The sequence below is a fragment of the Anaerobacillus sp. 63XJN7_5_ISO-PGPR-S23-430 genome, assembly GCF_056173695.1.
On sequence record NZ_CM149686.1, the window covers coordinates 1,566,438 to 1,585,213 of the forward strand.

At 40.3% G+C, this 18,776-nt stretch carries 26 protein-coding genes; 14 read left to right on the forward strand and 12 right to left on the reverse strand.

What is annotated here, in order from left to right:
- Together AC0VYJ_RS08485 and AC0VYJ_RS08490 are read left to right on the forward strand one after the other, a co-directional pair.
- The gene (locus AC0VYJ_RS08485; RefSeq protein WP_475367164.1) at positions 1–1,452 is read left to right on the forward strand and encodes an ABC transporter ATP-binding protein; all 1,452 of its coding nucleotides are present in this window, start codon (positions 1–3) and stop codon (positions 1,450–1,452) included.
- Positions 1,430–2,224: an energy-coupling factor transporter transmembrane component T family protein gene (locus AC0VYJ_RS08490; RefSeq protein WP_475367165.1), complete on the forward strand. Its 795-nt coding sequence runs from the start codon at positions 1,430–1,432 to the stop codon at positions 2,222–2,224. Before AC0VYJ_RS08485 ends, AC0VYJ_RS08490 begins: the two co-directional genes overlap by 23 nt.
- A gap of 41 nt (positions 2,225–2,265) precedes the next feature.
- Here the strand turns inward: AC0VYJ_RS08490 and AC0VYJ_RS08495 are convergent, their stop codons facing one another.
- Entirely contained in the window at positions 2,266–2,397 is a 132-nt protein-coding gene (locus AC0VYJ_RS08495) for a DUF3941 domain-containing protein (protein WP_226612574.1), read from the reverse strand.
- Positions 2,398–2,474: 77 nt separating this feature from the next.
- Positions 2,475–3,329 (reverse strand): DegV family protein, encoded by an 855-nt coding sequence (locus AC0VYJ_RS08500; RefSeq protein WP_194221160.1) that lies wholly within the window; start codon positions 3,327–3,329, stop codon positions 2,475–2,477.
- A gap of 281 nt (positions 3,330–3,610) precedes the next feature.
- On the opposite strand from AC0VYJ_RS08500, the gene AC0VYJ_RS08505 reads away from it, so the two are divergent.
- Entirely contained in the window at positions 3,611–4,459 is an 849-nt protein-coding gene (locus AC0VYJ_RS08505; protein WP_194221161.1) for a YitT family protein, read from the forward strand.
- Between the two features lie 386 nt (positions 4,460–4,845).
- Here AC0VYJ_RS08505 and AC0VYJ_RS08510 read toward each other — a convergent pair whose 3' ends face one another.
- Both AC0VYJ_RS08510 and AC0VYJ_RS08515 read right to left on the reverse strand, forming a co-directional pair.
- Entirely contained in the window at positions 4,846–5,106 is a 261-nt protein-coding gene (locus AC0VYJ_RS08510) for a NifU N-terminal domain-containing protein (protein ID WP_430246623.1), read from the reverse strand.
- A 67-nt stretch (positions 5,107–5,173) separates the two neighbouring features.
- Positions 5,174–5,632 carry a GNAT family N-acetyltransferase gene (locus AC0VYJ_RS08515; RefSeq protein ID WP_194221163.1) on the reverse strand — a complete coding sequence of 153 codons (459 nt, stop codon included), beginning with the start codon at positions 5,630–5,632 and terminating at the stop codon, positions 5,174–5,176.
- A gap of 150 nt (positions 5,633–5,782) precedes the next feature.
- Between AC0VYJ_RS08515 and AC0VYJ_RS08520 the strand changes: the two genes are divergently transcribed.
- Positions 5,783–6,442 carry a Dph6-related ATP pyrophosphatase gene (locus AC0VYJ_RS08520; protein WP_475367167.1) on the forward strand — a complete coding sequence of 220 codons (660 nt, stop codon included), beginning with the start codon at positions 5,783–5,785 and terminating at the stop codon, positions 6,440–6,442.
- Between the two features lie 27 nt (positions 6,443–6,469).
- Positions 6,470–7,051 carry an SGNH/GDSL hydrolase family protein gene (locus AC0VYJ_RS08525; protein WP_475367168.1) on the forward strand — a complete coding sequence of 194 codons (582 nt, stop codon included), beginning with the start codon at positions 6,470–6,472 and terminating at the stop codon, positions 7,049–7,051.
- Positions 7,052–7,129: 78 nt separating this feature from the next.
- Here the strand turns inward: AC0VYJ_RS08525 and AC0VYJ_RS08530 are convergent, their stop codons facing one another.
- The 3 genes from AC0VYJ_RS08530 to AC0VYJ_RS08540 all read right to left on the reverse strand — a co-directional run bounded on the left by AC0VYJ_RS08530 (position 7,130) and on the right by AC0VYJ_RS08540 (position 8,421).
- Positions 7,130–7,345 (reverse strand): DUF3813 domain-containing protein, encoded by a 216-nt coding sequence (locus AC0VYJ_RS08530; protein WP_194221166.1) that lies wholly within the window; start codon positions 7,343–7,345, stop codon positions 7,130–7,132.
- A gap of 2 nt (positions 7,346–7,347) precedes the next feature.
- A complete protein-coding gene (locus AC0VYJ_RS08535; RefSeq protein WP_194221167.1) occupies positions 7,348–7,491 on the reverse strand; it encodes a hypothetical protein in 144 nt (47 codons plus the stop codon).
- 90 nt (positions 7,492–7,581) lie between these two features.
- The gene (locus tag AC0VYJ_RS08540; RefSeq protein ID WP_475367169.1) at positions 7,582–8,421 is read right to left on the reverse strand and encodes a Cof-type HAD-IIB family hydrolase; all 840 of its coding nucleotides are present in this window, start codon (positions 8,419–8,421) and stop codon (positions 7,582–7,584) included.
- A gap of 182 nt (positions 8,422–8,603) precedes the next feature.
- Here AC0VYJ_RS08540 and AC0VYJ_RS08545 point away from each other — a divergent pair, with 182 nt between their 5' ends.
- From AC0VYJ_RS08545 to AC0VYJ_RS08555, 3 genes are all read left to right on the forward strand, one after another.
- The gene (locus AC0VYJ_RS08545; RefSeq protein WP_404682436.1) at positions 8,604–8,921 is read left to right on the forward strand and encodes a hypothetical protein; all 318 of its coding nucleotides are present in this window, start codon (positions 8,604–8,606) and stop codon (positions 8,919–8,921) included.
- A gap of 128 nt (positions 8,922–9,049) precedes the next feature.
- The gene (locus AC0VYJ_RS08550) at positions 9,050–9,817 is read left to right on the forward strand and encodes a prolyl oligopeptidase family serine peptidase (protein ID WP_475367170.1); all 768 of its coding nucleotides are present in this window, start codon (positions 9,050–9,052) and stop codon (positions 9,815–9,817) included.
- Positions 9,818–9,898: 81 nt separating this feature from the next.
- Positions 9,899–10,219 (forward strand): metal-sulfur cluster assembly factor, encoded by a 321-nt coding sequence (locus AC0VYJ_RS08555; RefSeq protein WP_194221171.1) that lies wholly within the window; start codon positions 9,899–9,901, stop codon positions 10,217–10,219.
- Positions 10,220–10,313: 94 nt separating this feature from the next.
- On the opposite strand, the gene AC0VYJ_RS08560 is transcribed toward AC0VYJ_RS08555, so the two are convergent.
- The gene (locus AC0VYJ_RS08560; RefSeq protein ID WP_475367171.1) at positions 10,314–11,987 is read right to left on the reverse strand and encodes a LysM peptidoglycan-binding domain-containing protein; all 1,674 of its coding nucleotides are present in this window, start codon (positions 11,985–11,987) and stop codon (positions 10,314–10,316) included.
- Positions 11,988–12,123: 136 nt separating this feature from the next.
- Here AC0VYJ_RS08560 and AC0VYJ_RS08565 point away from each other — a divergent pair, with 136 nt between their 5' ends.
- From AC0VYJ_RS08565 to moaD, 4 genes are read left to right on the forward strand one after another with little or no spacing between them, the layout of a single operon-like run.
- On the forward strand, positions 12,124–13,380 hold the full coding sequence (locus tag AC0VYJ_RS08565; protein ID WP_475367172.1) for a molybdopterin molybdotransferase MoeA: 1,257 nt from the start codon (positions 12,124–12,126) through the stop codon (positions 13,378–13,380).
- Positions 13,380–13,880 (forward strand): molybdopterin-guanine dinucleotide biosynthesis protein B, encoded by a 501-nt coding sequence (mobB, locus tag AC0VYJ_RS08570; RefSeq protein ID WP_475367173.1) that lies wholly within the window; start codon positions 13,380–13,382, stop codon positions 13,878–13,880. Before AC0VYJ_RS08565 ends, mobB begins: the two co-directional genes overlap by 1 nt.
- Before the next feature lie 2 nt (positions 13,881–13,882).
- Entirely contained in the window at positions 13,883–14,323 is a 441-nt protein-coding gene (locus AC0VYJ_RS08575; protein WP_430246926.1) for a molybdenum cofactor biosynthesis protein MoaE, read from the forward strand.
- 17 nt (positions 14,324–14,340) lie between these two features.
- Complete coding sequence (gene moaD / locus AC0VYJ_RS08580) at positions 14,341–14,574, forward strand: molybdopterin converting factor subunit 1 (RefSeq protein ID WP_226612591.1); 234 nt, start codon at positions 14,341–14,343, stop codon at positions 14,572–14,574.
- 523 nt (positions 14,575–15,097) lie between these two features.
- Here the strand turns inward: moaD and AC0VYJ_RS08585 are convergent.
- On the reverse strand, positions 15,098–15,787 hold the full coding sequence (locus tag AC0VYJ_RS08585; protein ID WP_430242133.1) for a Crp/Fnr family transcriptional regulator: 690 nt from the start codon (positions 15,785–15,787) through the stop codon (positions 15,098–15,100).
- 121 nt (positions 15,788–15,908) lie between these two features.
- Positions 15,909–16,703: an undecaprenyl-diphosphate phosphatase gene (locus tag AC0VYJ_RS08590; protein ID WP_475367174.1), complete on the reverse strand. Its 795-nt coding sequence runs from the start codon at positions 16,701–16,703 to the stop codon at positions 15,909–15,911.
- Between the two features lie 172 nt (positions 16,704–16,875).
- On the opposite strand from AC0VYJ_RS08590, the gene AC0VYJ_RS08595 reads away from it, so the two are divergent.
- Positions 16,876–17,064, forward strand: a complete 189-nt coding sequence (locus tag AC0VYJ_RS08595; protein ID WP_194221177.1) for a YjzC family protein — start codon at positions 16,876–16,878, stop codon at positions 17,062–17,064.
- 59 nt (positions 17,065–17,123) lie between these two features.
- Here AC0VYJ_RS08595 and AC0VYJ_RS08600 read toward each other — a convergent pair whose 3' ends face one another.
- Complete coding sequence (locus AC0VYJ_RS08600) at positions 17,124–17,303, reverse strand: YjzD family protein (RefSeq protein WP_430242129.1); 180 nt, start codon at positions 17,301–17,303, stop codon at positions 17,124–17,126.
- A gap of 75 nt (positions 17,304–17,378) precedes the next feature.
- Positions 17,379–17,840 (reverse strand): TspO/MBR family protein, encoded by a 462-nt coding sequence (locus AC0VYJ_RS08605; protein WP_430242127.1) that lies wholly within the window; start codon positions 17,838–17,840, stop codon positions 17,379–17,381.
- 212 nt (positions 17,841–18,052) lie between these two features.
- Here AC0VYJ_RS08605 and AC0VYJ_RS08610 point away from each other — a divergent pair, with 212 nt between their 5' ends.
- Entirely contained in the window at positions 18,053–18,775 is a 723-nt protein-coding gene (locus AC0VYJ_RS08610) for a hypothetical protein (protein WP_430242124.1), read from the forward strand.
- The last annotated feature ends 1 nt before the right edge of the window (position 18,776 follow it).

An 18,776-nucleotide genomic window follows, 5' to 3' on the forward strand; every position in this document is an offset into this window, starting at 1 on the left:
ATGAAAGTGGGTGTATCAAACCTTCGTGTGAAATATGCGGGAGCGGACACACTGTTATTTAATAGGTTATCTCTTGAGATTGCAGAAGGGGAAAAGGTCTTATTTCTTGGTCCGAGCGGTTGTGGTAAGTCAACTCTTCTTCAGATATTATCTGGTTTAATTCCAAATGCCGTTCCAGTGCCTATGAAGGCAGACGCCAAAAGCATACCAGCATCTTCAGGCGTTGTATTTCAAGATCCTGATTCTCAGTTTTGCATGCCATATGTGGATGAAGAGATGGCATTCGTATTGGAAAATCGTGCTGTCCCGCAACCTGAAATGGAAGGGTTAATTCGTCATTATCTTGAAAAGGTAGGTCTTTCCTTTAAGGATCCGCATCTTGAGATTAGTTCACTTTCACAAGGGATGAAACAGCGACTAGCCATTGCCTCCATGCTTGCACTTGAGCCAGATGTGATCTTTTTGGATGAACCGACCGCGTTACTTGATCCTGCAGGTACCTCTGACGTATGGAAAACAATTAAACAACTTAATGCTGCACAAACAATGATTATCGTTGAGCATAAGATTGATGAAGTGATCGATTTTGTTGATCGTATCGTCCTTTTTGATTCAGAGGGAAGGATTATTGCAGATGCTGACCCACAAAGTGTCTTCTCCTTTTATAAACATAAGATGAAGGAATATGGGATCTGGTATCCGAGCGTATGGGAAGAACATACAAATGAAAAAAATCTTCCTGCACCGTATGTTAAAGGGGAAGAAATTCTTGAGATTAAACAGTTAAAAGGGTATCGAGGCAAAATCCCAAAAATTGAAGTGCATAATGGATCAGCTCATGAAGGAGAATGGATTGTGGTTACCGGAAAGAATGGAGCAGGTAAAAGCTCCTTTCTTTTAAGTTTAATGAACGTGATGAAAACGACTGGGAAAAAGAGAGTAAAGAATCAGGAATTAAAATCGATCAAAGCTTCCCGTGAGCAGCTAGCTTTTGTTTTTCAAAATCCAGAATTTCAATTTGTAACGAATTCTGTCTATGATGAACTTGCTTATTCCCTTGAAATGATGGAAGACGCGGAAGTAGATCAAAAAGTAGGCCAGTGGCTTCAAGCATATGATCTTAAGCAAGTGCGAACTCTTCATCCGTACCAGCTTTCTACGGGTCAAAAAAGAAGGTTAAGCGTAGGAACAGCCATGTTTGGTACTCAACCGATCCTTTTGTTAGACGAACCAACATTTGGTCAGGATGCAAATAATACGTTTAAGTTGCTAGCTTTATTTGAACAATTAAGGTCAAAGGGAATGCTCATTATCATGGTGACGCATGATGAGAAGATTGTTCAAAATTATGGGACGAGAGAGTGGGTCATTGAAGAGGGGAAGCTAACCGCTGATCGAGAGCTTGGGAGAAGGGAAGAGAGGGAGCATCATGCAGTGGACTCTACAGTATAAAGAAACATGGCTTCATCGTTTAAATCCTGCTTTTAAATTGGTGTTCATTTTAGCATTATTTATCCTTCTTTTATTCGTTCACAATCCAAATTTGATTAGCAATGTAACAGTGGTTCCATTAATTCTCGTCTTGTTCGCCACAGGACATCGGAACAAGATACTAGCGATCTTAATGATTCCATTTTTGTTATTATTTTTCTCTAGTGCTTCTAGTATGATGTTCTTTGGTCAAGGGACAACGACTTGGTGGAAGTGGGGAATCGTTCATATTACAGAAGAGAGCTTCTTTCGAGGTCTTCACATCGGGTTTCGAGCTTTAAATTTCGCCTTGCTCGGACTTCTATTCGCTTTGACAACGAGGCCAGTATTTCTCTTCTATTCCCTCGTTCAACAGCTAAAAGTGCCACCTCGGTTTGCCTATAGCTTTATGGCTGCTGTTCGTATTCTTCCTGTTATGATGGAGGAATTCCAACAGTTAAGAGCCGCATTACTTATTAGAGGTATAAAAAAGAAAAAAGGGTTCGCTCGAATCATGCAATCTGTGACGCTTTATGCGGTGCCATTGCTTTCTCAAAGTATTCGTAGAGCTCATCGCATTGCAGTTGCCATGGAAGCGAAGCAGTTCAATAATAAGGAACGAACTTATTATTATAAACAGACCTTCTCTAGAGTTGATGCATATTTTATACTCTACATTACGGTAGGTTTTTCTCTTGCTTATTGGGTTGGTCTAACATTTCCTTACTTTGATATCACAGATGTTAGAAATTAAGAAACCGGCTGTTTAGCCGGTTTCTTTTCATTGCTTGATCTCTACAAGTGGTCAGTATCCTTAGAATACTGGTGTTTCCCGCCTTCACGGTTTTCTTCTTTCAACTTGTTTTTCAACATTCGTTTAGCATTATGATCAACTGCTTTTTTATTATTATCTTTTGTTGATGACACGTTATGTCCTCCCTTGCTAGGATTGCCATGCACAATAATAGAGTACGCGATTATGCGACATCCTATGTAAAAGGAAGTTATTTATTTAAGAAAAACAAAGCAAGTGTTCCTGGTCCTGAGTGAGAGCCAATCGTAGCGCCTACTTCATGAATGACAAAGTGCTCACTCCCATATGTCTCTTGAATCGCACTTTTTAATTTTTCAGCGCTTTCAAGGTCATCTCCATGTGATATGCCGATTAATTGAGACTGAAGATTAACGCCGCGTTCCTGCATGATCTCAACCATACGCTTTGTGACTTTGTTTTTACCACGAATTTTTTCAATCGGAACAAGTTTCCCATCTTCAACGTGGAGCACTGGTTTGATTTTTAACATTCCACCAAAGAAGGCCGAAGCTTTGCTGACTCGACCGCCGCGCTGAAGGAACTCCAGGTCGTCTACTGTGAAAATGTGTTCCATGTGCGTTAAATACTTGCTGTTTAAGCTTTCTGATATTTGCTCAAATCCTTCACCTTTTTCAGCAAGCTCTGCAGCGTGTATCGCCATGAGTCCGTAGCCGAGAGAAGCGGCTTTGGAATCAATGACCTCCATTTGTACGTCAGGGTATTCTTCCTGTACTTCATTTTTTATGATGGCAGCTGATTGGTATGTACCTGAAATGCCAGATGATAGCGCAATATAAATAAAAGGCTGACCCATTTTAGCGTATTTCGTAAATGTCTCTCGTATCCGTGCTGGAGGAATTTGCGACGTTTTGGCCATTGTACCTTCTCGCAAAGTCTTATATAACTCTTTTGCTTGGATCTCTTCACGATCATAATACTCCTGATCTCCGATAATGACCATTAGTGGCATGATGTCGATGTCGTGCTTTCGTGCGAGATCCTCTGGCAAATCCGAGGCGCTATCTGTAATGATTTTAACTGTCATGGACGATCGTCCCTTCTTCATTTTTAAGTCGGTATGTAAATGAATGATTGTTATAATCAAGTTTATCCCATTAGCAAAGAGGAAATCAATCCTATTGATGGGGTTGAATAGAAAACAGTTGACGTAGATTAGATAGTTTGATTAGATATACATGGCTTAGTAGATGTGGCTTTACCTAATCGTCACTTATAAAGATCGGATCCTGAGAGTGAATATTGTCAATCGGATCAGTCTCTACTTATATTCTGTAAACGAGTTAAATCTCTGTTTCAAAAAAGAAGGTGTTCTTATTGGAAGAAGTAAAAAAAATTATTGTGATTCTCTTAGGTGCGATCCTTGGTGCAGTTTCTCTGAACTTATTTCTTATCCCTGCCAATGTATATGCTAGTGGTTTTACTGGTATCGCACAGCTGATCTCCAGCGTACTAAGTGATTATACGCCAATTTCAATCTCAACGGGTATTTTACTTATGTTACTAAATATCCCTGTAGCTATACTGGGATGGAAGAAAGTGGGTAAGTCTTTTACATTGTATAGTATTATCAGTGTTGGAGCTACTACCTTTTTCCTTGAAATCATTCCAGTACAGGCTCTTTCAGAAGATATACTGCTAAATGCAGTGTTTGGCGGAGTCATTGCAGCAATTGGTATCGGTTTTACATTAAAATGGGGGGCTTCCACCGGAGGAATGGACATCGTAGCCATGATTCTATCCCGCATGAAAGACCGTCCAATCGGTACGTATTTCTTCAGCATGAACGCGTTGATTATCCTCACTGCAGGGATGCTTTATGGCTGGGAAAAAGCTCTTTATACGCTCGTTACCTTATACGTATCATCTCGAGTAATCGACGTCATTCATACACGTCACGAAAAACTAACAGCAATGATCGTAACTTCCAAAGGAAATGAAATGCAAAAAGCTATTCATGACCGACTTGTTAGAGGAATCACAAAGCTCCCTGCAAAAGGTGCCTACAGAGGAGAAGACAAAGAAATGCTCATGATCGTCGTCACACGCTATGAACTATACGACCTCGAGCACATCATCCAAGACATCGACCCAACCGCCTTCACCAACATAGTCAACACCACAGGCATCTTCGGATTCTTTAGAACGGATGGTTAAGAAAAGCGGAAGTGAGCGTTTAGGGACGACAAGCGCTGGAGGCCCTTCATTTGAACACGGTTTTTGTGTTCGGATGAAGGGCTGAAGCGATCGAGTCCCTGCTCACTGCAGCTAGACAAGAAAAGCGGAGACGAGCGTTTAGAAACGGAGATATTGGAGCTCTTGAACTAGAACACGCCCTTTGTGTTCTGGTGAAAGAGTGAAATATCGCAGTTTCTGCGAGTCGCAGCTAGACAAGAAAAGCGGAAGTGCCCGATTAGCCTCGACAAGCGCTGGAGCCCCACAAAAAGAACACGCCCTTTGAGTTCCCGAGTAAAAAAGTGAAACATCTCACCTACTACTTAACAACACAAAAAAAGTTCCTCGGATATCCGAGGAACTTTTTTCTATGCGTTATTAGAGATTGTTTCTTTTACTTCGGGAAGTAATGTATCCCAATCTGCCTCTGGCATCTTATTAATTGTAATAAAATCCTGGTATCCAAACACATTATCAACACCTTCTAATTTTAGAAGTGCAGCAGCCATTTGGTGATCAGGATTGTCATTCTTCTTGAAAGAATGGCTTGAAGTTCCTTCGAAAAGCTGTTGGTCTGCTGTGATTTTAATAGCATTTGGGTTTGGTGTACGATCTACGCGTAATTCCATTTTATAAACGCCTCCTTTCTCTACCATCTCTTAGTGTATCAGAAACAACTCTTGCAGCAAATAATCTTTAAGAAGAGAAGGTAAACCCGTATCTTTTTGAAATAATGTCATGGAAACCGAGGGAATTGTATAGGTGTTTTGTAACAGCGTTATGAATTCCTGTTTCAAGTTCAATGCCCTTAATCCCTTCATTCTCAGCCCAATAAATCACATGAAGTAGTAATTTCCTACCAATACCTCTATTTCGTGCATCTGGATCAACAAATAATTCATTTAACCAAATATATGGACCACCACTAGAGAGGCTGACGCCGATATTAAAAAACGCGACGCCAAGGACTTCGTCATCAGACTCTGCGACAACGATTCGTGATGCTGTCTGTTCATCAAGAGCAAGCTTTACTCCTTTAACGAGTTTATCGTAGCTTCCATCTTGATCAGAACGAGTAATTTGCTTCATTAATAACTTTGAAACCTTTTCAATCATGTCTTCATCTGTCTGGCTGGATAATTGATACACATTCATTACCGTTCCACCTCCGTCATACTGTTTCGACTTCAAACACTTCAATCCCTTTTTAAGAAGGTTTGAATAAAGTTTTTAATTAATTTCAAGATATTTGAAACATTCAGCCTTTTCCATTCGTCTATATAGAGTAAGAAAGGAGCTAATACATTGAATTTAATTTTTTCATGGAGCTCTGGGAAGGACAGCGCCATAGCTTTATTCGATTGTTTAAAGCAATCACATCTTCAAGTGAAAGGATTATGGACAACCATTAACGAAACAAATGGTGCCATTCCTTTTCATGGCGTACATACAGCGTTGCTTGAAAAGCAGGTAGCTGCTATTGGTCTGCCTCTAACGATAACCAATTTACCAGATAACTGTACGAATAAGCAATACGAGAAACTTGTTAGCAATCAATATAAGGTGTTTAAAGAAGCAGAAATAGAAGGGGTCGTATTCGCTGATTTATTTTTAGATGATATTCGTCGTTATCGGGAAACGCTTTTACAGGAGTGCAAACTGATGGGCATATACCCATTATGGCAACATTCCACTTTACATACGGCAAAAAGATTCATCTCCACAGGCTTTAAAGCAGTGATTACAACGGTTGATCAGTCAAAAATATCTCCTGATTGGGTAGGGAAACCATTTGATGATAACTTTCTTCAATCCCTTCCAAATAACGTGGATCCGTGCGGTGAAAATGGAGAATTTCATACGTTTGTATGGAACGGCCCAATTTTTGAAAAAGAAGTGATAGTTGAAATTCAAGAGATAGTAGAGCAAGGCAATTTTCGAACAGCCATTTTGAAGAACTGGTAACAACGGAACGAAAGGGGGAGGAAAGATATGCCTGTACTTGTTTGTTTTGGCGACTGCCTAACAGCGAGGGAAGTAGATGATAAAGGGAACGAACGTCTTACATCAAGGATAAGAGGGGCTCTTGATGAATGGATCGTGATTAATGCAGGTTCAACCCCAACTTCTAGAGAAGGGGTATCGCGTTTTCAGTCTGATGTTCTCAGCTACAAACCGGATTATGTAACCATTTTCTTTGGAACGCAAGAAGCTTGTTTAGGACAAAGTTCAGATTTGAGTGAGTTTGAAAGAAATATTGAGTACATGGTTAATAATCTCCCTTCAGAACGGGTTATTCTTATTTCACCATCACCAGTGATGAATGAAGGAAATGTCTCAATGACGAATCAGAAAATAGAGGGTTATGCTGATCGAATAAAATATTTAGCAAATAAGCTTGGAACAAGACATATTGATCTCTGGCAATTGATTCGAGAAAATAAGAAAAGTAAAATGCTTTATGAAAAAGACGGTCTCCAGCTAAATGCAAAAGGATATAAGCTGATAACAAAAGAAGTACTGAATTCGCTTGGCAGGCGAACAAAATTTAAACCGGTCATAAAACTTTTTTAAATGTATAATAACGTTAGATGAATGCATTTCCACGAAGAAGAAACCCGTCGTACATGACGGGTTTCTTCTTCGTGGAAATTAAAAGGGTTTATTGGATGATTCATGGCTAAGTTCTTGTATAACTGCCTGGTAAGATGTGAGCTGTTCTTTTTCTGCGCTTGTAGATTGGTGAAAAGCTGCAGAAAGATTATTTTGGGCCACATCGATTTGGTTTTGCAACTCTGGATGACCTGCAGCCATTTGCTCCGCTTTTGCAACGGCTTCTCGAGCAAGCTGAAAATGACGATTACCCATCGTTATTCACCACCTGACAAATTTTCTTGTTGTTGTTTCTTACGTTGTTCATTGCTTAAGCTTGTCAGGTCGTGTTGGTCCATGTTTTGGACAACTCGATCCGCACCTTCTTTTACCATTCTCTTTGTTTTACTATTCTTTGCCATGATTAATCCCTCCCTTTCTTTTATAGGATGAGTTCATCGATCAGTAATTATTCGATCTTCATCCTGATTTCATTAAACAAAAAAGACAGCTTAGGATAGCTGTCTTTTATCAGGTAGGATAATGTTTAGCCTTTCTTCAAGGAAGGAAGCAACACCATCTTCTTCATTAGTCATCGTGATTTCGTTAGATATATTTTTTAATTCAGTAATCGCATTGCCCATCGCCACGCCAGTTCCAGCATATTCGATCATTTCAAGATCGTTATCTTCATCCCCGAAGGCAATGATTCTTTCTTGAGGGACATTGAAATGCTCGGCTAACCGTTTAAGCCCTACTGATTTGTTTAATCCTGCACGAACAATCTCAATAATGTTTAAAGGAGCAGCCCAAACGCGATGCTCGATCATCTCTGCGTGATGCTCTTTTAACATTGAGCGAAGATCAGCGAGCTGCTGTTCATGTGGATGAATGAGAAGAGATGTAGGATCGTCTTTAAGGTTTTTGTGAATCTCACCTGTATAGATAGAGGATTCGTTCATAATCATATTTTGCATAATCAGCTCATCATGCTGATGCAAATAAACATCATCCAACACTTCGGCCATGATGTTTTTTACGTTAATTTCACTACAAGAAGAGACGATCGATCTAGCCGTATTTAATTCCATTGGTGAATGATACGTCCCGAAAGAACGATCAAGAGGATGATGAACAAAAGCTCCATTGAAATTAACAATTGGAGAATCAAGCGCTAATTCATTGTAGTAGCGTACGCTTGCTCGATAAGGCCTTCCTGTTGCGATGGCAACATGATGTCCTTGTCTTCTAGCTTCGGCAATAACGGATTTTGTGCGTTCAGAAATATTCTTTTCGCTGTTTAACAACGTGCCATCAAGATCAATTGCGATTAGATGCGGTTTAGTTGTCATAGAAGCTCCTTTGAAAAGTGTCATTTAGTGTTTACACACTAATTGTACATGGCATCCATATATGTGTCTATTTAGTAATATTAAAATTTTGACAAGAATGTTAAAAGGATATGATAGCCGTTTGAGGAATTGTTAAGAAGGGTACACTTTAACTATCATTCCATTGGAGGTGGCAGTCGATTATGACTAAGAAACAGACATTGCTAATATCAAGTATTGCGGCAGGGACAATCGGCATTTCATCCTATTTGCTTAAGGATGAGGAGAAGAGAACGAAATTAAAATCAAAAGCTAACGGTATTCGTAAGCAAGTGACTAAGAAGTTTAACGATACCTTACCTATTGAGAAGGCGGGTAACCCAACAACACCGGATCAGTCAGATGATAGTGGTGACAGCAAGATGGTGTATGAGGGATCACAGTTTCCAACTCAATACTACAATAAGCTTGAAAATATGAAATCAGTTGAAAAAAGTCACGAAGAGCAAATCAAAAATTAACAAACGGAACATGCAAGCGACTGCTTGCATGTTTTTATGTTTTCTAGGCTGTCCTTAAATTTCTCAATCAACTATATGAGTGGTACGATAGAGTAGAATGATGGTTGCTAAAGGAAAGGAGCAAGATGATGATAACAATTGTTAATGAATACATAGAGAATATACCTGTCTTACACATAGTGGACGCTAACCTTGCTGATGATAAGTTGCCATTAGTTATGTTTCAACATGGATTTACTAGTGCAAAAGAACATAATCTTCACATCGCTTATCTTCTAGCAGGTGAAGGATATCGTGTTCTTCTGCCTGATGCTGTGCATCATGGTGAACGTGAAGATGACCTATCAGGGAAAAAGAGGCAATATGTGTTTTGGGAAATTGTGATTCAAAGCTTAACAGAACTTGATCAACTAAGGCAGCATTTTGTGGATCGGAACCTCGTTCAAGAAGACCGAATCGGTATGTCTGGTACATCCATGGGCGGAATCCTTACATTTGGTGCTCTTACACAGTATCCATGGATTAAAGCCGCCGTCTCCTTAATGGGCTCACCTTCATATTTCAAATTAGCTAATGCACAAATACGTTATTTAAAGGAAGAAGGATTTAGTCTCCCTATCTCTGAAGAAGAGATGATAACACAAATTGAAGGATTGCAGTCCTATGATCTTTCTCTTCAAGAAGATAAACTTGATGGTCGTCCACTAATGATGTGGCATAGTACAGTCGATAAAGTTGTTCCTTATACCCTTACCTACGATTTCTATAACCAGATTAAACCGCTCTATGAAGGGGCAGAAGACCGCCTGAAGTTTATTAAAGATGAGACTTCTGGCCATAAAGTTTCACGTGAAGCTGTCCTTGCTTTAGTGGATTGGTTTAAAACTCATTTATAGAATTAAGGCTTTTCGGTTTAAGTTAAACCTCAATTTGTTATAATGAAGGTTGGAAGTACATGTATGAAAGGAGAGAATGCTATGTCTGAACAAACAGATCAAGAAATGAGAGATAAATTATTTGAAGCTCTTGAGAATGTTATTGACCCTGAGCTTGGGATAGACATCGTGAATCTTGGCCTCGTATACGAAGCCGATCTAAATGATGAAGGTGTTGCACAAGTCGTTATGACATTAACAGCAATGGGTTGCCCATTAGCTGGTACAATTGTTAACGATGTAAAGCGCGCGCTATCTGACGTGGAAGAAGTGAACGATGCGGATGTTAACATCGTTTGGAACCCACCATGGTCAAAAGATAACATGTCACGCTATGCAAAAATTGCGTTAGGCATTAGATAATGAAAGTAGGAAAGGAAGAGGGGCTCCTCTTCCTTTTTTTAATTTTGGGTATGAGTAATCGCTAAAGTAAGCGAGGATGAGAGAATGACGTTTTCTATTCCGTTCGTTCCACAATGATCTTGTCATTAATCATATTCCAAATAGCAGGGTCTTCCATACCCAATCTCCATAGCGCTACGCCCTGGACACCAAGTTCATTAGCTAAGCGGATTTTTGCTTCAATGCTTTGTTCATTTTCAAACCAAACTTCGTGCTGATTTCCTTCTTCATCTTTATATCTGAAAAATGGCGTTTGACGCTCTTCGTCAAATTGAACTTCTGCATTGTGTTTCTTTTTCAATTTCATTGCCATGTCATAAGTGACATAAGTGCTTTTATCCGTATCAAGATTGAAATCAAACCCAAATACAGAGATAGCGGATACTAATTTCTCAGGGGGGATTCTCGTTTTAGCATAAGTCATTACTTTTTTCATCCACCCGGCCGTTACTGCAGGACCAGCTGGACTGCCAGGCCAGCCAAATTCGTTATAGAGCATCACGATAAATTGATCAACAGCTTTACCAATTTCAGCATAGTTAAATGGGTCTGAAAATGGATTCACTAATTCATCTGATGCTCTCGATGGAACGCTTGCTGAAAAGAAATATCCTTTCTTATGAAGCTCTTCCCCGATCGTCTGATAGAGAAGCGTCAGTTTATCCGCATCTTCGATATAAACATCCTCTATGTCGATGTCAACTCCATCAAAATTATACTTCTCAATTAATTTAACTAAGTTTAAAGCAAATCCGCGACGATTTTCTTCACTTGAAACGAGTGTTTGAACAACCTTTTTACTCGGTTCGGTATCGCCTTTTTTGTATAGCAGATTATGAACAACCGGCATAATTTTGATGTTTTGATCATGAGCCAGTTGAACGAGTTTCTCGATCTCTCTATCGCTAAACTTCCCAAACTTCTCAATCGTTGTTGGATTTGACTCGCTAATTCGAAACAGAAATAAAGCAAGTTGAGATAGGGCAGAACGGTTTGACACGAACGACTTATACGAAGAAGGAAGGGATGGACCTTCTTCAAGCGTATAGTATCCGATAATTCTTGATACTGGCAACTCATCACCATATGCATTAAAGGTAACGAGACTATCGGAGATCCATCCGTTCGTGCCATCATATAGCTGCACTTTGTACCAGTTACCTTGAATGCCTTCGACAGCGAGCTTAGCCCCCGTTCTCATCTGAGCAATGATGTTATACCCTTTACCAGGACCAGTTCTGACATTCGCCCGATCTGCCTTTACGACAACTTCTGTATATACTGGAATTTTAAGCGTTTGGCCAATGGAAAGGTCATCTGTCGTTAAGTCGTTTAATACTTTGATACTCTTCGGTGTTGTATTGTTGTTCACTGCAATTTGATAAAGGCTATCTCCAGCTTTTACTGTATAGTTGATTCGCATTGAGCGGTTTGCCGGAATATCAAGGTGCTGACCAACGTAGATGAGGTTAGATGGCAGTTGATTTAATTCTTTTACTTCTTCAACAGGAATTTGAAAGCGATCGGATATGCTTAACAATGTATCTCCGGGTTGAACTGTGTAAGATGGATAATCAGTTGCAGAAGGAATCCGTAGCATTTGACCTACATAGATAATATTTGAGTTCAGCTGATTGATTTGTTTGAGTTCATTGACAGATTGGTTATGAGAATCCGCAATTCTAAGCAGTGTATCGCCTGGCTTTACCCGATATTGATTTTGAGGCATGATCATCACTCCTTTCCATATAAGATGCATCACTAACAATCTATTCAGTGCAGTGTCTATTCATTCGAATTTTACTTCTAGAGTCTTGATCTTTGTTACAATGAAGAGGAAAATCATAACAGATGGAGATGAGATGATGGTAGAGAGAAGGAAGCCAATCACTGTAGAAGAAGCTGTTCAAAAAGTGATGAACCTCTCTTATGAAGGGGAAATCGAAACGGTTCCGCTAGAAGAAAGCGACGGACGTCATCTCGGTGTTGCTTTGAAAGCCGATCATGATGTTCCACCGTTTGATCGTTCCCCATATGATGGGTTCGCTATAAGAGCAGAAGATACATACGAAGCAGGAAGAGACAACCCAATTCAATTAAAAGTAATTGAAGAAATAGGAGCAGGAACGGTTGCATCAAAAGTTCCAGAAAGAAATGAAGCGATCCGGATTATGACAGGAGCAGCAATACCAGAAGGAACGAATGCTGTGATCATGCTTGAGCTTGTTCAAGAAGTGGAGGAGGATGGTCAGTCATTTATCCAGTTGAAACGAAAAGTAGCGAAAGGCGACAACCTTTCCTTACAAGGAGAAGATACAAAAGCAGGTACAGTATTGATTGAGAAAGGTTCACGGATTACACCTGGAGTGAAAGCGCTTCTTGCCACATTTGGCTATGCGAATGTGCCCGTTGCTCGTAAACCACAAGTTGGGATATACGCTACTGGTACAGAGCTATTGAACCCTGAAGAAGCTCTTCAACCAGGAAAAATTCGTAATAGCAACTCCCCAATGATTGAAGGTCAAGTTAAAGCCGCTGGAGGCGTACCGCTTTATTTTGGAAAGCTCGATGATGACTTTGAGACGTGTTTTACTTCTGTAAAAGAAGCGTTAAGTAAAGTCGATTTTCTCATTACAACAGGAGGCGTTTCTGTAGGGGATTATGATTATCTTCCTGCTATTTATGAAAAGTTAGAGGCAACCGTCTTATTTAATAAAGTAGGCATGAGACCAGGAAGTGTAACGACTGTAGCAGAATGGAATGGTAAACTCTTGTTCGGTCTTTCTGGTAATCCTTCCGCTTGTTTTGTAGGATTTGAATTATTCGCAAGACCAATCATCAAGCGTGCCCTTTTCTCGGAATTCCCTTATCGTATGAGAAGTAAAGGAACGTTACTAACTGATTTTCCTAAACCGAATCCGTTTACCAGGTTTGTACGAAGTAAGACAGAGGAAAGGGAAGGGCGTATATATGTGAAGCCAACGGGTCTTGATAAATCCGGAAGCGTGACGTCACTTGCTGAAGCCAATGCTTTCACGGTACTACCCGGTGGAACGCGAGGATTTAAAGCGGGTGATATCGTTGATCTCCTTCTTTTACGCGAGGAAGGATCTGAGTCCTAATGAGAATACCAATCTTACAAGTAATCGGTTATCAAAATAGCGGAAAAACGCTTTTTGCGGAGAAATTCATAGAAATGGCTACCTCAGCTGGTAAGAAGGTTGGCGTTATTAAGCATCACGGACATGGTGCTCCTGACGTCTGTGATCAGAATAAAGACACGGGGCGTCATCGCGAGGCTGGTGCTAGAGTGACCGGAGTTAGCGGTGGCGGAATGGTATCCGTTCAAGCAACGCAAGAAAATGAGTGGGATCTTAATCAGTTAATACGATTATATGAAATGTTTGATGTTGACCTTATTCTTATAGAAGGCTATAAAGAGGAAAGCTACCCTAAGGTTGCTATTATAAGAGATGCTGAAGATCTTGATCTTTTAGAAAAAAGCCATATTATTGGAACAATTGTAAAAGAGCAGCTCGATGTGCCTGTGAAGAATAGCTATCAATATGATGAAATGGATCGTTGTATAAATGATGTATTGAAGGGTTTAAGGAGAGATTGAAAATGGAATATTACTTAATTACTTCTGAAGAAATAGATGTAAATAAGGTGATTAGTAGTGTAATCCGTCCTGAGGCTGGGGCGATCAACACGTTTATTGGAACAGTAAGAGAATTTACTGGTGAGAAGCAAACGGTCTCGCTACAGTATGAAGCTTATCCTTCTATGGCAGAAAAACAGTTGAAACGAATCGGTGTAGAAATTCGTGAGAAGTGGCCAACAGTCCAAACTTCTATTGTGCATCGAATCGGTAAATTAGCAATTAGTGACATTGCCGTTGTGATTGCTGTCGCTTCCCCACATCGCGCTGAAAGTTATGAAGCCAGTCGCTATGCGATTGAGCGTATAAAGGAAATCGTGCCAATTTGGAAAAAAGAGTACTGGACCGACGGGGAAGAGTGGATTGGTGATCAGCTTGAAAAGACCTCATACAAAAATAAATGACCAAAGGAGGAAAAGAAATGATTACTGTTCTTTTCTTTGCAAAACAGCAGGAGCAAATCGGGAAGGAAAAGCTAGAACGATCGGAATCACAGCTTGTTGTTTCTGAGCTGAAACAAATTCTGATGAACGATTATCCAGATCTTTCTCTTGATCATACGATGACGGCGATTAATGAAGAATACGCGGCAGAAGATCAGGTTGTAAACGATCAGGACGTTGTTGCGTTTATTCCTCCGGTTAGTGGAGGGTGAGTGAAGAACACCCGACTGGGTGTTTTTTTATTTTGAGATTTTATTAGTGAGAGGGGATGTGACAGCTGGGAAGGTGATGTTTTGGGCTTTTAGATGAACACAAAAAGCGTGTTCTAGATCAAGAGCTCCAATATCTCCGTTTCTAAACGCTCGTCTCCGCTTTTCGAAGATCCAGCTGCAGCGCCCAGACACTCGGTCACTTCGCCCTATAACTCGAACACAAAAACCGTGTTCAATTTATAGGGCTCCAGTGCCTGCCGTGTCTAAACGGGCGCTTTCGCTTTTCGTGTCTAGCTACGACTCGCAGAAACTGCGATATTTCACTCTTTCACCAGAACACAAAGGGCGTGTTCTAGTTCAAGAGCTCCAATATCTCCGTTTCTAAACGCTCGTCTCCGCTTTTCATGTCTAGCTGCAGCGCCCAGCCTCTCGATCGCTTCACCCCATAAAATGAACACAAAGAACGTGTTCTTTTTATGGGGCTCCAGCGCTTGTCGAGGCTAAACGGGCGCTTTCGCTTTTCTTATAACCTACATATCGTTATTGGGCAGTCTTCGCAGTGGATGGCGCAGCGGAGGAATTCTAGGTTGTGGATGGTGATTTTGCTGTGGGTGACGGAGACGATGTCGGCTTTTTTGAGTTCGCTTAGGATGCGGTTGACGCTTTCTCTTGTTAGGCCGCAGAAGTTGCCTAGCTCCTGATTTGTGAGAGGGAGGTCGATGAGTATGTCATCTTTTTGTTGAACGCCATATGTATTGGATAGTCGAATGAGAGTGGAGTAGAGTGCTCCTTTTTTTCCGTGTAGGAGTAGATCTCGGAATTTTGATTGGTTTTTTCTGAAGTTTTCTCCCATGAATTTCATGAATTCTGTGGCGAGCAGGGCGTTTGTTGTTAGAGTCTTTTCAAGGTGAGCTTGTTTCACAAAGGTTGCTTGTACGTCATCTACAGCCCATGCGTTGGAGGAGAAGTTTAATTGGCCAGTGTAGAGCGCAAGTTCGCCAATAAGATCACCTGGTTGACAGATTTGTAGCGTTAATTCTCTACCTTCAGATGTGAGCTTATTTAAACGTACGTTTCCAGATCTTATAAGAAGAAGACGGTCCGCTTTCATTCCATCCATATAAAGGGGCTCGTCTTTTTGAAACGAAATGGATTCGCCTTCTTCAGCAATCCACTTTTTTAGTGGGTCTGATGTAATCGTATCTTCTTTCATTTTCATCCTCCTTTGATCATTTTTTTCTATTATCCCATGTAATCCTTTCTTATCACAACCAACATTTCCTTTTATCCTAAGGGAATTTGTTAGGGCAAATAAAAAAACCGGCGATAGCCGGTTAGAAAATAAGGACAAGTGCGCCCACGATAAAGCAATAGATAGAGAAATAAATTAAGTTTCCTCGCGCCATAATATTCATAAACCATTTCAATGAATAGTAAGAAGCTGTAAGAGATAGAAGGAAGGCGACGATATATGGTATAAGCATGTCACCAAATTGGAGATCCCCAATGCTAAGGATCATTGAACCTACGCTTACAGGTATGAATAATAGGAACGAAAACCTTAGAGCTGTTTCTTGTTTCATTCCAAGTCCCATGGCCGCTACGATTGTTGCACCAGAGCGACTAATACCAGGGATTAAAGCGACAGCTTGTGCCAAACCTACAATAAGGGCATCTTTGATACTAAGTCCAGCTTCGCCTTTGGAGCCACGAAGGTTACGAATGAGCCAAAGTGCGATACCTGTAATAATGAGAGTAGCTCCAACAACTTTAATGCCCTTCAGTTCTTCTCCAATAAAGTCATCGAACAAAATACCAAGAACAGCGGCAGGAATAGTTGCAACAACAAGATAGACGGTAAACATAAATTCGCTTTTTGACTCTTCTTCCCGAGAGACAACGTATCGTATTCCATGAGAAGTGAGGCGAATAAGGTCATTGCGATAAATAAGAAGAACCGCAAGTAAGGAGGCAAAATTCATTAAGATTTCAAAACTAAGTCCTTCAATGTCTAAATTAAATAATTTTTGCGCTATGACAAGGTGTCCACTTGATGAGATTGGAATGGGTTCAGTGAAGCCTTGAAGTAAACCAAGAAATGCATACTTAAGTAGTTCCAACAGTTCCATGAGTAATGTTCCTCCAGTAATGGTTACAAGATAAATTGACACATGTAACCATTAAACACCAGTCCTTCCATTTTTGTAAAGGGAATTTTGTATGTCAGGTTACATAAAACATTATTCGATGATGAATGCTGATAAAGGGGGCAAAAGTTGATGAGTGGAAGGAGGCAGTAATATGGGCGGAGAAAATCGTCAGTTTACACCTGGACAAAAAGCGCCGAACAATGGTGTATATATTGAAATCGGAGAGACAGGTGGTATGGTGAAAGATCCACAACAAATTGAACTTCGTGCAGGTGAAGCGTTCCCTGAATGTTCAAATCAAAATCGAAAGTGGTCAAGGGAACCCAAGCCTCATCATTAATAAGAATCGGGCATAGGTACAGGCAATAAAAAAACAAGCGCCGTAAATGGCGCTTGTTTCTATTGTTCGGCTGGATCGGAAATTAAACCTTCTCCAAGAAGCGTTGCCGCAACAGCTAGGATAACTCCAAATAGTGATGCGGGGCCAAACTCGTAATGACCACCTTGCATAGAAGCAAGTACGTAGAATATCATATTGCTAAGTAGAACTCCCCAGATAATTGCCCAAAGATAACGCAATAAATTCACCTCATTTGTAAACGTATTCTATCGATTATCATACCACAAAATATTTAAGTGCAACATCTATCAATTTTAATTCATGTAATAAAATAGCCATGATAAATATGTAGCAAACGCCGTCCAAAGAAAATAAGGAAGTAATAGCCAACCTGCTAACTGATTTTGTCTACCTGCAAGAAAAATAAGAATCAATGAAGTGATTGCAATAAAGAGGGCGTCCATGAACGTTGCAAACAGAGCATGCTGATCAAATTGCAAATAACTAAATGCTTGATTCAGTATGTAGTTTATCCCGAGTAGTGAGAGGTACTCACTATTATGACGACCGAAGCTACGCTTTTGGTAGACAATGGCGGTTGATAAAGCGATTAACCCAAACAGAAATGCCCAAATGGTCCCTATAACGGAACCGTTTGGTGTCCAATCAGGTTTAGCAAGCGACGTATACCAATCAGCATCATAGGGGAATAGAAATCCAGAAATACTAAATAGAAGGTAAACAATAATAAATACGAGTACAGTTGTTTTTTTCATTTTTCTCACCACCTTCTTTCCCATACCCAATCATATCCAATTTCATGCAAGGACATATATAGAAACAATAGTGCATATCATGACTAAGGGCGCTTTCTAATGACGTGGGATGAAGAAGATATGAAATTCCCTCAAAATAGGCACTTCACCCTTTCTTCCATATGTAACTTGCATAGGTTATACAGAAAGTGATAAAAGGGCGAGGGGAGAGTATGTGTATTCGTAAACGAGCCTATCAATTAGACGGGGAGTGGACGATCGTTCTTGTCCCTGAACGGCCTAACGGGTTTGGCATATTTATTATAGGTGGCTTAACACATTTCGTTGATGCTGATACAAGTTTCTGGTTGCAGAATCATACGCGTGAAGGGATGATTGCCGATTTTCTAGAGGCTGGTTATACAGTCTATACAAGCAATCTATATGGAAGGCACTGGGGATCACCAAAAGCAGCGAAATTAACTGAACGAATTTATCATCTTGTTCACAAACAGGAAATTCTGAATCCGAGGATACATGTTGTTGCGGAAGGTATGGGAGTGTTAGCAGCAAATGCTTTTTTAAACAATCGTCATACCTTAGTTAGATCAGCGGCATTATTAAACCCTTGTTTTGATTTGAAGCGTCTTGTCAGACAAGAACAAGTGAACCGTCTTTTCTATAAACGGTTACTACGAGAGATGGCACAAGCTTATGAAATTGAGAATGACGAGGTTTTAACGAGAATTGACAACAAAGAAACGGAAGCGTGTCCTTGTCCGGTTAAGATTTGGCACCATTCCATGAAAAGTCCCTATTCGTTAGAACAAATTAGAGAATACGAGCGTCTTCAACAGGAGTTAGGATACTCCATTGACCTTGCTCTGTTGAGTGATAGTTATCAATTCCTTGGTAAGAAGATGATTCGTTTTTTTCAACAGCATGAGGAACTATGAT

Bases quoted from the DNA above. Each gene is read 5' to 3' on its own strand.
- AC0VYJ_RS08535 (WP_194221167.1), bottom strand. From the start codon at position 7,491: ATGGCAAAGAATAGTAAAACAAAGAGAATGGTAAAAGAAGGTGCGGAT.
- mobB (WP_475367173.1), top strand. From the start codon at position 13,380: ATGAGAATACCAATCTTACAAGTAATCGGTTATCAAAATAGCGGAAAA.
- AC0VYJ_RS08595 (WP_194221177.1), top strand. From the start codon at position 16,876: ATGGGCGGAGAAAATCGTCAGTTTACACCTGGACAAAAAGCGCCGAAC.
- AC0VYJ_RS08590 (WP_475367174.1), bottom strand. From the start codon at position 16,703: ATGGAACTGTTGGAACTACTTAAGTATGCATTTCTTGGTTTACTTCAA.
- AC0VYJ_RS08540 (WP_475367169.1), bottom strand. From the start codon at position 8,421: ATGACAACTAAACCGCATCTAATCGCAATTGATCTTGATGGCACGTTG.
- AC0VYJ_RS08515 (WP_194221163.1), bottom strand. From the start codon at position 5,632: ATGAATGTGTATCAATTATCCAGCCAGACAGATGAAGACATGATTGAA.
- AC0VYJ_RS08550 (WP_475367170.1), top strand. From the start codon at position 9,050: ATGATAACAATTGTTAATGAATACATAGAGAATATACCTGTCTTACAC.
- AC0VYJ_RS08560 (WP_475367171.1), bottom strand. From the start codon at position 11,987: ATGCCTCAAAATCAATATCGGGTAAAGCCAGGCGATACACTGCTTAGA.
- AC0VYJ_RS08545 (WP_404682436.1), top strand. From the start codon at position 8,604: ATGACTAAGAAACAGACATTGCTAATATCAAGTATTGCGGCAGGGACA.
- AC0VYJ_RS08555 (WP_194221171.1), top strand. From the start codon at position 9,899: ATGTCTGAACAAACAGATCAAGAAATGAGAGATAAATTATTTGAAGCT.
- AC0VYJ_RS08485 (WP_475367164.1), top strand. From the start codon at position 1: ATGAAAGTGGGTGTATCAAACCTTCGTGTGAAATATGCGGGAGCGGAC.
- AC0VYJ_RS08605 (WP_430242127.1), bottom strand. From the start codon at position 17,840: ATGAAAAAAACAACTGTACTCGTATTTATTATTGTTTACCTTCTATTT.
- AC0VYJ_RS08565 (WP_475367172.1), top strand. From the start codon at position 12,124: ATGGTAGAGAGAAGGAAGCCAATCACTGTAGAAGAAGCTGTTCAAAAA.
- AC0VYJ_RS08530 (WP_194221166.1), bottom strand. From the start codon at position 7,345: ATGGGTAATCGTCATTTTCAGCTTGCTCGAGAAGCCGTTGCAAAAGCG.
- AC0VYJ_RS08575 (WP_430246926.1), top strand. From the start codon at position 13,883: ATGGAATATTACTTAATTACTTCTGAAGAAATAGATGTAAATAAGGTG.
- AC0VYJ_RS08525 (WP_475367168.1), top strand. From the start codon at position 6,470: ATGCCTGTACTTGTTTGTTTTGGCGACTGCCTAACAGCGAGGGAAGTA.
- AC0VYJ_RS08490 (WP_475367165.1), top strand. From the start codon at position 1,430: ATGCAGTGGACTCTACAGTATAAAGAAACATGGCTTCATCGTTTAAAT.
- AC0VYJ_RS08610 (WP_430242124.1), top strand. From the start codon at position 18,053: ATGTGTATTCGTAAACGAGCCTATCAATTAGACGGGGAGTGGACGATC.
- AC0VYJ_RS08585 (WP_430242133.1), bottom strand. From the start codon at position 15,787: ATGAAAGAAGATACGATTACATCAGACCCACTAAAAAAGTGGATTGCT.
- moaD (WP_226612591.1), top strand. From the start codon at position 14,341: ATGATTACTGTTCTTTTCTTTGCAAAACAGCAGGAGCAAATCGGGAAG.
- AC0VYJ_RS08500 (WP_194221160.1), bottom strand. From the start codon at position 3,329: ATGACAGTTAAAATCATTACAGATAGCGCCTCGGATTTGCCAGAGGAT.
- AC0VYJ_RS08510 (WP_430246623.1), bottom strand. From the start codon at position 5,106: ATGGAATTACGCGTAGATCGTACACCAAACCCAAATGCTATTAAAATC.